This window comes from Pseudomonas sp., assembly GCF_036387035.1.
Taxonomy (GTDB): Bacteria; Pseudomonadota; Gammaproteobacteria; order Pseudomonadales; family Pseudomonadaceae; genus Aquipseudomonas.
The window spans coordinates 1-13,715 of sequence record NZ_DASVUM010000222.1 but is presented as its reverse complement, the minus strand read 5'-3'; the positions used below and the strand labels follow the sequence as shown (position 1 = coordinate 13,715).

11 protein-coding genes and 1 pseudogene are annotated in these 13,715 nt (G+C 62.2%); all 12 read left to right on the top strand.

The genetic code is table 11. The features are described 5' to 3' along the window. Positions 1-9: 9 nt before the first annotated feature. Positions 10-441 (top strand): DNA methylase, encoded by a 432-nt coding sequence (locus tag VF672_RS20665; protein WP_331106390.1) that lies wholly within the window; start codon positions 10-12, stop codon positions 439-441. Beyond that, entirely contained in the window at positions 438-1,190 is a 753-nt protein-coding gene (locus VF672_RS20660) for a DUF72 domain-containing protein (protein ID WP_331106389.1), read from the top strand. Before VF672_RS20665 ends, VF672_RS20660 begins: the two co-directional genes overlap by 4 nt. Before the next feature lie 163 nt (positions 1,191-1,353). Beyond that, a complete protein-coding gene (locus tag VF672_RS20655; RefSeq protein ID WP_331106388.1) occupies positions 1,354-2,481 on the top strand; it encodes a diguanylate cyclase in 1,128 nt (375 codons plus the stop codon). A gap of 133 nt (positions 2,482-2,614) precedes the next feature. Next, on the top strand, positions 2,615-4,240 hold the full coding sequence (locus VF672_RS20650) for an NADP-dependent glyceraldehyde-3-phosphate dehydrogenase (protein WP_331106387.1): 1,626 nt from the start codon (positions 2,615-2,617) through the stop codon (positions 4,238-4,240). Between the two features lie 387 nt (positions 4,241-4,627). Beyond that, positions 4,628-5,131, top strand: coding sequence for a type VI secretion system contractile sheath small subunit (gene tssB / locus VF672_RS20645; RefSeq protein ID WP_331106386.1), 504 nt, complete (start codon positions 4,628-4,630; stop codon positions 5,129-5,131). 31 nt (positions 5,132-5,162) lie between these two features. Further along, positions 5,163-6,701, top strand: coding sequence for a type VI secretion system contractile sheath large subunit (gene tssC, locus VF672_RS20640; protein WP_331106385.1), 1,539 nt, complete (start codon positions 5,163-5,165; stop codon positions 6,699-6,701). 23 nt (positions 6,702-6,724) lie between these two features. Continuing rightward, entirely contained in the window at positions 6,725-8,080 is a 1,356-nt protein-coding gene (tssK, locus tag VF672_RS20635) for a type VI secretion system baseplate subunit TssK (RefSeq protein WP_331106384.1), read from the top strand. Continuing rightward, positions 8,077-8,763 carry a type VI secretion system protein TssL, short form gene (gene tssL / locus VF672_RS20630; RefSeq protein ID WP_331106383.1) on the top strand — a complete coding sequence of 229 codons (687 nt, stop codon included), beginning with the start codon at positions 8,077-8,079 and terminating at the stop codon, positions 8,761-8,763. The genes tssK and tssL overlap by 4 nt, the downstream gene beginning before the upstream one ends. Before the next feature lie 7 nt (positions 8,764-8,770). Further along, complete coding sequence (locus VF672_RS20625) at positions 8,771-10,567, top strand: OmpA family protein (RefSeq protein ID WP_331106382.1); 1,797 nt, start codon at positions 8,771-8,773, stop codon at positions 10,565-10,567. A gap of 19 nt (positions 10,568-10,586) precedes the next feature. Continuing rightward, positions 10,587-11,078 (top strand): Hcp family type VI secretion system effector, encoded by a 492-nt coding sequence (locus VF672_RS20620; RefSeq protein WP_265389583.1) that lies wholly within the window; start codon positions 10,587-10,589, stop codon positions 11,076-11,078. 261 nt (positions 11,079-11,339) lie between these two features. Beyond that, positions 11,340-12,002: pseudogene (locus VF672_RS20615) on the top strand (type VI secretion system domain-containing protein); the annotation flags it as partial. A gap of 22 nt (positions 12,003-12,024) precedes the next feature. Then, on the top strand, positions 12,025-13,715 hold a 1,691-nt coding region (tssF, locus tag VF672_RS20610; RefSeq protein ID WP_331106381.1), incomplete at its 3' end, for a type VI secretion system baseplate subunit TssF.

Here is a 13,715-nt window from a genome sequence, read left to right as displayed (position 1 = left end):
GGAGCGCTCATGAACAAGCACGTCACGGCGCAGGAACTGGGCATCGACCTTGAAAAGGGCGGTGAAACGGCGTTGTTCAAATGGTTATTGGCCAGTTTCCTCATGGGCAAGCGCATTCGGGCGCAGGCGGCGGTGCAGACCTACCACGTGATCGTCGACAGCCACGGCTGCGATACGCCGCGCAAGCTGGGCGCGTGCACGCACCGGGCGTTGGTCAGGATGCTGGGCGAGGGCGGTTATGCGCGTTACGACGAATCCACCGCCGTGCGCCTGCTGGCGTTGGCGGCCAGGCTGATGAACGACTATGACGGCACTGTCAGCGCCATGGTAAAGGGCAGTGCTGACCGTCGCGCGTTCGAACAGCGCCTCCAGGATTTCGACGGCATCGGGCCGAAGACTGCGGAAATCTTCATGCGCGAAGCGGCGGAGGTGCTTTTTTGAACGGCGGTCTTTTGGCAGCGGCTGGCAACATCTTCGTGGGCTGCGCGGGCTGGAGCCTGGGCCGTGAGCATGCGCCCTCGTTTCCGGGAGACGGCACCCACTTGCAGCGCTACGCGCGGCAATTCAACACCGCCGAAATCAACAGTTCGTTCTACCGGCCCCACCGACCGCAGACCTATGCGCGCTGGGCTGAATCGGTGCCGGTAGACTTCAGGTTCTCGGTGAAGATGCCCAAACTCATCTCCCACGAACAACGCTTGCGGGACAGCGCTCTGGCACTGGACGAATTCCTCGGTCAATGCGGCGAATTGGGAGAACGTCTCGGCTGCCTGCTGCTGCAATTGCCGCCATCGCTGGCATTCGAGCCAGCCGTGGCGCAAGCGTTTTTCAGCCAGCTGCGCGAGCGCTTTACGGGGCAGGTGGTCATCGAGCCGCGCCACGAAACCTGGGTATCGGCCGAGCCCATACTCAGCCACTATCGCATCGCGCAAGCCACGGTCGACCCGTCCAGGCTCAGCAATGACAGCCAACCCACAGGCTATGCCGGGTTGCGTTACTGGCGGCTGCACGGCACGCCGCGTATCTATTACAGCGCTTATGACGACGACTACCTGGCCCGTCTGGCTGCTGCCCTGAAGACCGAAGCGCAAAGCGGTGCGCCGACCTGGTGTATTTTCGACAACACCGCCAGCGGCGCGGCGACAGGGGATGCGCTGAGGCTGATCGAACGGCTGGGTTCGCCACAATAACGCTCGCTCGGAACGCCCGATGCAGACAGGTTCGGCGCGTATTGTGCTGAATAACCCGCGACGCTCGTCCGGATCAGCACAAGTTCGCAATCACGCGAGTTGTTAAGCGTCATAGCACGATGCCACAATCGGCGCCATCCAATGGCATGGCCGGGCGAACTCGATGTACTTCCATGATTACCCACCGGCGAGCGAGGCCCAGATCCGGGCTCACGTGCGCAATGATCGTCTGCAGCTGCTCTTCCGTCAGAGTTTTTTCTCTGTTTTCGGCAGCGCTCTGGCGGCTGTGATGCTCTCGTGGATTTGCTGGGAGCGACTGGACCACCCATTGATCACCTGGTGGCTAAGCTTGCTCGGCGGCTCGACGGCGTTGCGCCTGATCATGTTGATCGTCTTCTTCCGGGTCCCGGAAGCCGCCCGGACCCCCGAACGCTGGGAGCCCATGTACTGGGTCACGCTGGTATTGTCGGCTGCAATCTGGGGCGGCGGCGCACTGGCGCTGATGCAAGCCGGCGATCTGCTGATCCAGACCCTGGTGCTGCTGTTTACCGTGGGCATGTCAGTGAGTGCGGTTTCCTGCTATTCCGCATACCGTTCGATGACGCTCGTATCGATAGCGCTGGTCCTGCTGCCGTGTTCGATCTGGTTGCTGATGCAAGCTCAGACCGCTCAGTTGGGGATGGCCGTGGCGTCGCTGATCTTTGCCGGTTTTGTGGTCAGCGCCACGCACAAACTGTCTCAGGCCATGGAGAAGGCTTTTCGCCTGAGCCGTGAAATGGAACATGCTCATCGCATCGCCGCCCATGCCGCGCAGACCGACGAGCTGACGGGACTGCAAAATCGCCGCGCCTTCTTCCATCGGGCCGAAGGCGTGTACGAGACCTGCAAGCAGGCCCAGCTGCCGCTCTGCGCACTGATGCTGGACATCGACCACTTCAAACGCATCAACGACTCCCACGGCCACCAGGCGGGGGACGAGGTCTTGCGGCAGATCGGCAGGGTCATTCGTCAATCCGTGCGCGACGCCGATGTCAGCGGCCGCCTGGGTGGGGAGGAATTTGCGCTGGTATTGGCCAATACGTCCATCGACGGGGCTCGCATCATTGCAGAAAGGCTACGCTGGGCCATTGCCGACATCACCTGCCAGCACGACGAAGGTGTGACCGCGAGCCTGGGCGTTGCAGCGTTGAGCCACCTTGATCAAGATTTGCATGCGCTACTGGCCCTCGCCGACAAGGCGCTGTTCCGGGCCAAGGCGTCGGGCCGCAACCAGACGGCGGTGGCCAGGTAGGCCGTCAAGGGTGGCAGGCGCTCTGGCCTGTCACCCGGCCGTGACATTTGTCTCGACTCTTCATTCGGCGGCGGCTGTGGCGTAGTGTGTCCAGCCTGTTTGGCACGATGACCTACTGGAAGAGGTAAATGAGATGACCCTGCAAACCCGCCTGGAAAACCTGTACCCGCGCGCCGACGAGATCCCTGAGCCGTTTCGCGCAGGCCCCGCCATCGAGCAGCGCGATTACCTGGTCAATGGCGAATTGCACCAATGGCAAGGCCCTTTGGCGCCGGTGCTGAGCCCGGTGTCGCTGAGAACCGACACGGGCCTTGAGTCGGTGGTGCTGGGCAGCACGCCGCTGATGGACGCCGACACTGCGATGACCGCGCTGGACGCCGCCGTTAAAGCTTACGACCGGGGGCAGGGCGCCTGGCCGACAATGCGCGTTGCCGACCGCATTCATCACGTCGAGACCTTCCTCAAGCTGATGCGCGAGCAGCGCGACGCCGTGGTCACGCTGCTGATGTGGGAAATCGGCAAAAACCTCAAGGACTCGCAGAAGGAGTTCGACCGCACCTGCGATTACATCGTCGACACCATCAACGCCCTCAAGGAACTCGACCGCCGTTCCAGCCGCTTCGAGCTGGAGCAGGACACCCTCGGTCAGATTCGCCGTGTGCCACTGGGCGTGACCCTGTGCATGGGCCCTTACAACTATCCCCTGAACGAAACTTTCACCACGCTGATTCCGGCGTTGATCATGGGCAATACCGTCGTGTTCAAGCCGGCCAAGTTCGGCGTGCTGTTGATTCGTCCGTTGCTGGAAGCGTTCCGCGACAGCTTTCCGGCCGGGGTCATCAACGTGATCTACGGCAGCGGCCGCGAGACGGTCAGCGCGCTGATGGCCAGCGGCAAGATCGACGTGTTCGCGTTCATCGGCACCAACAAAGCCGCCAGCGCATTGAAAAGGCTGCACCCCAAGCCGCACCGTCTGCGCGCCGCCTTGGGGCTGGACGCCAAGAACCCGGGCATCGTTCTGCCGGACGTGAATCTGGACAACGCGGTCACCGAAGCCATTACCGGCTCGCTGTCCTTCAATGGCCAGCGCTGCACCGCGTTGAAGATCCTCTTCGTGCATGAAAACGTGGTCGGCAGTTTTCTCGAAAAGTTTGAAGAAAAGCTCGCCCAGCTCAAACCCGGCATGCCGTGGGAGTCAGGTGTTTCGCTGACCCCACTGCCGGAGCCGGGCAAGACCGACTACCTGCAAGGGCTGGTGGACGATGCGGTGAGCAAGGGCGCCAAAGTGGTCAACGAAGGCGGCGGCACCACTCATGGGCAGTTTTTCTACCCTGCCGTGCTGTACCCGGTCACGCCGGACATGCGCGTCTACCACGAAGAGCAGTTCGGGCCCGTGGTGCCGGTGGTTGCGTACCGCGATCTGGAAACGGTCATTGAGTACGTGCTGGATTCCGATTTCGGCCAGCAACTGAGCATCTTTGGCAACGACTCCAAGCAGGTCGGGCGTCTGGTCGACGCGTTCGCCAATCAGGTGGGCCGCATCAACATCAACGCTCAGTGCCAGCGCGGGCCGGACAGCTTCCCGTTCAACGGCCGCAAGAATTCGGCCGAGGGCACGCTGTCGGTACACGATGCGTTGCGCGTGTTCTCGATCCGTACGCTGGTGGCGACCAAGTTCCAGGAGAGCAACAAGGCGCTGATCAGCGACATCATTCACAACCGCGAATCGACGTTCCTGACCACTGACTACATCTTCTGATTCATTCGTTCGACATCGCCGCAGGCGTGTTACACAGCTGATGCTGTTTAACCGTCTGCGGTTTTTTATATCTGTACTTTAAAACCCGCCGCCACTGTATGGTCCATGCCTTTTAATTCTGCGGTCGTTCCACTATCTGGGACGATCTTGTAGGAAAGTTTTTAGACTTCCGTAGGACACCTCTCGTCCTGTCTTTGGTGGATGGAGTTTTTATTCGCGGGGGATTAGCCTTCCCGCTTCCTGAACTCGATGAAAACTTCATCGCCCCACTCGCTGCTCACACTTGTTAAAACTTGACCGCTTGGGTCACGGACGCTTGCCTGATAAAAAGGCCCTGCGATACAGGTCTTCCTTTTTGTGACGTGTGGCATTTTCGACGGAGGAGTTATGGCTTCAAACAGCTTTCAAAATGAAGTGCCCAAAGCCCGGGTTAATATAAAACTTGATTTGCACACCGGCGGTGCGCAGAAAAAAGTTGAGTTGCCGCTGAAATTGATGGTGTTGGGGGACTACAGCAATGGCCGAGAAGATCGGCCACTGTCCGAGCGCGCCAAGATCAATATCAATAAAAATAATTTCGACAATGTGCTGGCGGAGTTTTCCCCCGCCGTGAAACTCATTGTTGAAAATACTTTCGCCGACGACGGCTCGGATGCCTCAGTGGATTTGAAGTTCGAGAAGATGAAAGACTTCGAGCCGGAACACGTGGCGCGACAAATCCCTTCACTGCGCGCGTTGCTTGCCACCCGCAATCTGTTGCGTGACCTCAAATCAAACCTGCTCGATAACGCGACGTTCCGTCATGAACTGGAGCGCATCGTAAAAGATGAAACGTTGAGTGACGAACTGCGCGCCGAATTGGCCGTGCTCGCCGCACCGACTGAGCGTTAATGACCCGGGTCTCCGATAGCAGGTATTAAACATGTCTTCGAAACACTCCAGCGCAGTCTCAGGCGGCGATACCGTTTTGTCTGAAGAAAGCACCAGCGTCTATAGCGCGCTGTTTTCCAAAATAAACCTCAGCCCGGTTTCGGCCCTGGGTGACATCGAGGCGTTCCAGAACAACGAAGCGCTGTCGGAGATCTCGGCGGATGAGCGCGTGACCGCAGCCGTCAGTGTGTTCCTCAACCTGCTCAAAGGCGCGTCGCGCAAGTTGCATCGCCTCGACAAGACCTTGCTTGACGAGCACATCGCCTCGCTGGATGGGCAAATCAGCCGTCAACTGGACGCGGTAATGCATCACCCGGAGTTTCAGCGGGTCGAGTCGACGTGGCGCGGGGTAAAGTCACTTATCGATCAGACAGACTTCCGTCAAAACGTTCGCATCGAGTTGCTGGACATCAGCAAGGATCATCTGGTCCAGGATTTCGAAGACGCCCCCGAGATCGCCCAGAGCGGTCTGTATATGCACACTTATACGCAAGAATACGATACGCCCGGCGGTGAGCCCATTGCCGCCGCTGTGTCCAGTTACGAGTTCGACCGCAGTCCGCAGGATATCGCACTCCTTCGTAATCTTTCGAAAGTCGCGGCGGCGGCGCATATGCCCTTCATTGGCTCGGTAGGGCCAGCATTCTTCGGCAAGGAAACAATGGAAGAAGTCGCCGCCATCAAAGACATCGGCAATTACTTTGATCGTGCGGAGTACATCAAGTGGAAGTCATTCCGTGACACCGACGATTCTCGCTATATCGGTTTGACAATGCCGCGCGTGCTGGGACGGCTGCCTTATGGCCCGGACACCGTCCCCGTGCGCAGTTTCAATTATGTGGAAAGCGTCAAAGGCACTGACCACAGCAAATACCTGTGGACCAACGCCTCTTTTGCTTTCGCTGCCAATATGGTGAAAAGTTTCGTTGCCAACGGCTGGTGCGTGCAAATTCGAGGGCCGCAGTCCGGTGGCGCGGTGACTGACTTACCCATCCATTTATACGACCTCGGCACGGGCAGTCAGGTGAAGATCCCCTCGGAAGTCATGATTCCGGAAACCCGCGAGTTCGAGTTCGCTCATCTGGGGTTTATTCCACTCTCGTATTACAAAAATCGCGATTACGCCTGTTTCTTCTCCGCCAACTCGACCCAGAAGCCCGCCTTGTATGACACCGCCGACGCCACGGCCAACAGCCGGATCAATGCGCGGTTGCCGTATATCTTTCTGCTGTCGCGCATTGCGCATTATCTGAAGTTGATCCAGCGGGAAAACATCGGCACCACCAAAGACCGGCGTTTGCTTGAACTGGAATTGAATAAGTGGATCAGCGGCCTGGTCACGGAAATGACCGACCCGGGTGACGATCTGCAAGCCTCTCATCCGTTGCGGGATGCCCGGGTGACGGTTGAAGACATCGACGATAACCCCGGGTTTTTCCGCGTGAAGTTGTACGCCGTGCCGCATTTCCAGGTGGAAGGCATGGACGTCAATCTTTCGCTGGTTTCCCAGATGCCCAAAGCCAAAACCTGACGTCGGCCATAAGTGAGCACAACATGAAAATCGACCGACCTCTCTGGGCTGCCGGGGCGTTGCTGTCCCAGCAGCAATTCCAGCAGCAAGCGCGCTGGGAAGCCTGGACCAACGAATGCCTTGCCCATCTATCGCGGGTTCACCCGTGGGGCGTACAAACGGCCATGTTCGATCCCGAGGCATTGCGGCTGGGCAAACTCAAGGCGTCCGCACTGCGTGTCCGTATGCCGGATGGCACCCTCATCGACACCGGCCGTGTGGATCGGTTGCCCGCCGCCCTGGCCCTGGAACAGATCCAGTTGGACCCGGGGCAGGGCGCGACCGTGCTGTTGTGCTTGCCGCTGGAGCAGGCCAACGGCGGCAACTGTCTGTTCGAGGGCGCGCCGGACGACCGGCCTGTGCGTTACCGGCAGGATTGGCGGCAAGTGCAAGACCTCTACGGCGACGATCAACAGTCCATCGGCGTGCTTGAGCACATGCTCAGCCTGCGCCTGGGCCGCGATGACAACGCCGATTATGTGACGTGTCCGGTCGCCCGGCTGGTGCGCGACGGGCAAGGCCGCATGTGCCTGGACGAGGCATTCGTGCCGCCGTTGTTGAGCTTCGCCGGGCACGCGGGTCTGCAGGTTCAGCTGGACAATCTGCTGACTCAGCTGGCGTCCAAGCGTCAGCGTTTGATGGGCATGCGCCGTGAGAGCAACCAGCGCATGGCCGACTTCGCGGTCGCCGACGTCTCCCTGTTCTGGCTGCTCAATGCGCTCAACACCTATCAGCCGGTGCTCGCCGATTTCAAGGCCAGCCCGGCGCGCCATCCCGAACAGGTGTATCAGGAGCTGGTAAAGCTGGCGGGGGCGCTGCTGACGTTCTCGCTCGAACACGACGTGGACGCCATTCCGGCGTACCGCCATGAAGATCTTGAAACAGTCTTCCCGCCGTTGATGCAGATGATCTCGACGTTGCTGGAAGCCAGCCTGCCGTCGCGGGTGATTGCCCTCGAGCTGGAGCAGATCCTGCCGGGGCGATGGCAAGTGACGTTCAACGACCCGCGCCTGCGTGAGCCCGACGCCGCGGACTTTTACCTGTCGGTGCGCTGCCGCGAGGCGCCGGCGCAACTGCAGACGCAGTTCCCGCGGCTCTGCAAAGTGGGTACGCCTGACGACGTCGACCGGTTGATCAATGCGGCGCTGGACGGTGTCCCCCTGCAGCCCCTCAGCCATGTACCGGCGGCGATCCCGCTGCGTCTTGAAAACCAGTATTTCGCCCTCGACTTTGCGCATCCCAGCGGGCAGGCCGTGCTCGCCGAAGGGGTCTGCGCGTTCTACGTGCCGGCCACGCTGCCGGACGTGAAGCTTGAGCTGTTTGCGGTATTGCGCTCATGAGCCGGCCCATCAAAAACAAACCTGCCGCGGCGCTGCCTGTCGATGTCGATCAGCTGCTGCAGGACACTTACCTGCTGATTGTCGAGTTGCGCCACGGCGCGTCCGCTCCGGACAGCGACGCGCTCTGGGACACGTGCACCCGGCAGGTGGTGGCGGTGCGCGATGGGTTGAAGCACGCCGGTGTCAGCCAGCGCAGCGTCGATTTCATCAGCCACGCTCAATGTGCCCTGCTCGATGAGGCCGTGCTGGGCTGCGCCGACGCCGATGCTCGTGCCAAATGGACCCACGAACCGCTTCAGGCGCATTACTTCGGGCGTCATCAGGCCGGGCAGTTTCTATATGAAGAGATGCGCGAGGTGCTGCACGAACCCGCGCCGGATCTGTGCGTGCTGACGGTGTATCACCGCGTGCTGATGCTGGGGTTTCTCGGCCGTTACAAGGAGGTGACGCACCCCGAGCGGCAACAGTTGGTGGCCGCGTTGGCTGCGCAGGTGGCGCCCTTGTCGGTGCACCAGGCGCTTCCGACGTGGATCGACGCAAGGGGGCGCAAACCGTTGCCTCTATGGTTGCGCGAGCCGCTGGTGCACCTGCTGGGCGCCGGCCTGTTACTGGCGGGCCTGTGGTGGCTGCTGGATTCACACCTGGCGGAGTTGGTCGCCGCCCTTGTGACTGAGCGGGTGTGACGCGCCCATGACCCTCAAGTTGATGCGTGCCCTCATTGTCTGGTCGGGATGCCTGGCGCTCTGGGTGACCAGCCTGTTGCCGCCGAGCCTGGCCCTTCAAGGCTTTTCAGTCGCCGCCGCCGTGGTTCTTGTCGCCGCGGGCTGGCTGCTGGCGGGGCGACGCTCGGCGCGTCGGGGTGATGCGCTGGGGCGCGATGCGTTTCGATCGTTGCCAGGTGATGAGTCCCGGCTGCCGGTGGTGCTGGTCTGCGGTGATGGCGCCGCGCTTTTTGCGGGTGACGTCGATGATGATCTCTACGCCGACGCTGCGCAGGAAACCGCGGTGCGCACGACCGCGAACGGGTGTTACGTCAGCGTCCCGGCCATCGAGCAGTTGCCGGGTCTGGTCACTGCGCTGCTGGCGGTTCGTCCGCACTGGCGCGCCCAGCTGAGCGTCATGTTCGTTATCAGTCCAGCCCAATACACTGACAGCGCGGAACTGGACGGGCAGCTGCGTGCGCTGACGCATCAGCTTTCGGTGATCCGCAGGCGCGCGCTGACGTTGCCACTGTGGGTGGTGAGCTATCAGCAAGCGTCCCAGGATGCGCGCGATATTCGTGGGGCCCGCTTTGGCCAGGAAGAGGCAGGATCGGGCACCGAATCCGTCTGGTTCAGCTGGGAAAACGGCGCGCCCACCGCACAAGTGCGGCATAACGGGACCTGCGTCAGCATGGAAGAGTGGCAGCGACAGCACGGTGATGCCGCTGCGCTGATTCAACGCATGCAACTCGCCGTGCACATGAATACTCATGCCGCCTGGCTGACGCAGTGCGTGGCGCCGCACTTCACGCGCCTCGGCCGGCATCGCGCGCGGCTGCCGGTGGTGTACGCGATCTGTCGCGTGACGGGCCTGCCGGGTGCTACACCGGGCAGCGTCTGGCAGCACTGGATACAGGCGAAGACCGCGCTGGTGCCAACCGTTTCTGCACGGGTGACCCGCTGTTCGCTACCTGTGCCGGATTGTCTGCTGGAGCTGCTGCCCCGGTACACCGGCGGCACGGCAGCGCGGCGCGCCAGCGTTGTTGCCGTATGGCTGGCCGCGTTTGCCGCCATCTTCGCGATGTCGAGCTCGGCCCGACAGAACACGTTGCTGATCCGCCAGCTCGATGACGACCTGCGCCGCTACGCATCGATCAATGACATAGCCCGCGAGGACCAGCAGGCCGTGGCACTGCGCGAAGCGGCGTTGACCGTCCTGCATGGCGACGCCCGGCGGCTGGATGATTACTACCGCTACGGCGAGCCTCGGTCGCTGGGCCTCGGCCTGTACCACGCCGAACAGCTGCGCATCACCGTCTGGCAAGCCATTGGCCGCTACCGACCGTCAACCGAAACGGTCCGGGCACCCGAGCCGGTGCGTCTGGACACGCTGTCGCTGTTCCACATCGGCAGCGCCGAACTCAAGGCGGAGTCGACCCAGGTGCTGGTCCACGCACTGGTCGGCATCAAGGCCAGGCCCGGCTGGCTGATCGTCGTCACCGGGCACACCGACGCCACCGGCAGCGCGGAGCAGAACCTGCGCCTGTCCCGAGACCGCGCCGCGTCGGTGCGCGACTGGATGCAACGCATGGGCGGCATCCCCGGCAGTTGTTTTGCCGTACAGGGCTTCGGCGCCGGTCAACCCATCGCCAGCAATGACACCGAACAAGGGCGCAGGGCCAACCGCCGCGTCGACATCCGTCTGGTGCCGGAAGAGGGCGCCTGCGGGTCGCTCTCGACCGGGGCCGGGCCGGCTACCCCCGTCGCATTTCGCGGCAATCGATAACCCACGCAAGGAGTTTCACATGGCAATTCCCGTTTACCTCTGGCTGAAAGATGACGGCGGCGCTGACATCAAAGGCTCGGTCAACGTGCAGTCCCGGGAAGGCAGCGTCGAAGTGGTCGCCCAAGACCACAGCGTCTACATCCCCACCGACAACAACACCGGCAAGTTGACCGGCGCCCGCGTCCACACGCCGTTCCTGTTCACCAAGGAAATCGATGCCAGCAGCCCGTACCTGTACAAGGCGGTCGGCACGGGCCAGACGCTCAAAAGCGCCGAGTTCAAGTGGTACCGCATCGACGACGCCGGCCAGGAAGTCGAGTACTTCAACACCCTGCTGGAGAACGTCAAAGTGGTCCGCGTCGCGCCGAAAATGCACGACGTGAAGGACCCGGCCAAGGAGAAGCACAACCACCTGGAGATGATCGAGCTGCGCTACGAGAAGGTCACCTGGACCTACAAGGACGGCAACATCATTCATTCCGACTCGTGGAACGAACGCCAGACCGCCTGACGGTGCAGGGCCGGCAGGCAGGCAGCGTTTGCCTGCCGGCTGCGGTGTGCTGGGTTGAGCGCCCGTTCGCGTGCGCTCAGCCGAACACATCGGCACTGCACCGCCCCATAACAGCGAGGCGCTGACCGCGTGACGGTCTCGTCAGCGCCTTCACCTTTTTGCTCAAGGACGACGCCCCATGGCACAGAACTCCTCCCGCTTGCTTCGCCGCCTCAACCCTTTCTGCGCCCAGGCCCTCAGTGCGGCCGCAACGCTGTGCCAGAGGGCGTGAACCATTTCTGGCTTGACCTGCAATGGTTCCTCTTTCAGGCGCTGAGCCGGCAGCCGGCACCGTTCGAGGGCTGGGCGCGCATCGTTAAAGAAGACCTGGGCTTGGTCCTTGAGCGTCTGCCGGGCCTCGAAACCCTCTGCTGGAACGACGGCTCGGCGTTTGCCGACGAAACCACCCGCGAGTGGATCGAGCAGCACGTCAGCGCACCCGGCACGGCAGCCTGGCTGCCCGCCGCAACCCCTTCCGTCGTCGACGAGGCCGACGTTCTGGCGCTTGAAAATGAGGCGCTGGCCCAGGCCGACCGTGACGGGGTCGAGGCAGCGCTGGCCTGGCTCGACGCACGACCGGACATTCACAGCGGTCGGCAGCGCTGGCTGCTGCGCTTGCTGATGGGGCGGGTCGCCGAGCAGTACGGCAAAAGCGAGCTGGCACTGCACGTGCTCGGCGAACTCGACGCAACGGCCCAGCGCCATTCGCTCGCCCAGTGGGAGCCGGCGCGGGTGTTTGAAGTCAAGGCGCGGCTGCTGAAGCTGCTGCGCCTCAAAGCCCAGCGCAGCGACGCCGACAAGGCAGCGCTGGGCAAACGCATGGAGCCGCTGCTGGCGGCTCTGGTGGCCATGGACCCGGTACGCGCGGCAGTGCTGTGCGGCTGATACTCACAACCAGGAGGTTTCATTGAACACGGACAATCTGACCCTGCGCTATTTCGATGCCGAAATGCGCTACCTGCGCGAGGCCGGCAAGGAGTTCGCCCAGGCGTTCCCCGACCGCGCCGCCGCGTTGAATCTGGACAAGCCCGGCGGCCACGATCCGTACGTTGAGCGGCTGTTCGAAGGCTTCGCGTTCCTGATGGGGCGTCTGCGGGAAAAACTCGACGACGACCTGCCGGAGCTGACCGAAGGCCTGGTCAGCCTGCTGTGGCCGCATTACCTGCGCACCATTCCATCGCTGTCGATCGTCGAGCTGCAACCTGACGTTGACCAGATGAAGCAGAGCGAGCGGGTCGCGACAGGCTTCGAAATCCAGTCGCAACCCATCGGTCCCCAGCGCACGCGCTGCAGTTACACCACCACCCAGGACCTGACCCTGCGTCCGCTGGCGCTTGATTCGGTGCGCCTGGCCCATGAGCCGGACGGTCGCGCGGTCATCCGTATGCGTTTTTCGTGCGGTGCGCTGAGCCATTGGGGGCAGCTGGATTTACGCTGCATCCCGCTGTACCTCAACGCCACGCCGGCGGTGGCCAATGCGCTGCATCATGCGCTGACCCTGGGCAGCCAGGCGTTGTACGTGCGACAGGCCGGGGATGCGCAACGTCAACCGTTGCAAGGAGGCTTCGCGCCGAAGGGTTTCGGCGAGGAGGACCGCCTCTGGCCGAAGGGCGACAGCGCGTTCAGCGGCTATCAGTTGCTGTTGGAGTACTTCAGTTTTCCCGAGAAATTCATGTTCGTGACCTTGCACGGGCTGGAGCGCATGAGCATTGCGCCCGAGGTCCCATGGTTCGAGCTTGACGCGGTATTGAGCGACGCCTGGCCCCATGCGTTTGCCCTGGGCGAGGAGCACATTCGCCTGCACGCCGTGCCGGTGATCAACCTGTTTCCCCTGGAAGCGGATCCGCTGTCCCTTGACCCTTTGCAGACCGACTACCTGCTGCGGCCGATGCGCTTGCAGGACGGCCACACTGAAATCTACTCCGTCGACCGTGTCACGGCGTCCCGCGACTCGGGACGGGAAGAGTACGTGCCGTTCTCCAGCTTCCGGCACAAGGGCGGCATGCTGCGCGACGAGGCGCCGGAACGTTATTTCCATAGCCGCCTCAAGCGCGGCGCGAACGGGCTGCATGACACCTGGCTGATAATCGGCGGGGAGGGCGCCGACGTCGATCGGATGACCGAGCGCTCCTGCCTGTCGCTGCGGCTCACCGGAACCAACGGGCAACTGCCGAGAAAGGCGCTGCAAAGCACCCTCCTTGATACGCCGCTGCACTCGACACAGGCCGGTCTGCGGGTGCGCAACCTGTGTGCGCCGACCCTGCCGTGTTATCCGCCGAGCCGCGACCGCTTTCACTGGCGCGTGTTGAGCCACCTGGGCTCCAACTTTCTGCCGATGCTCGACAATGCCGAGGTGCTGCGCGGCACCCTGGCGCTGTACGACTGGACCGGCAGCGAGCTCAATCGTCGACGCCTGGACGCGATCGTCGAAGTCCGCCATCACCTCGTGCAGCGTTTCGAGAAGGGCTTTCTCCTGCGGGGCGTGGACATCGAAGTGACCCTGGACGCCAACGGCTTTGCCGGCGAGGGCGACATCTGCCTGTTCGGCGAAATGCTGCATCGGTTCTTCGCGCTGTACGCCGACATCCATCTGTTCAC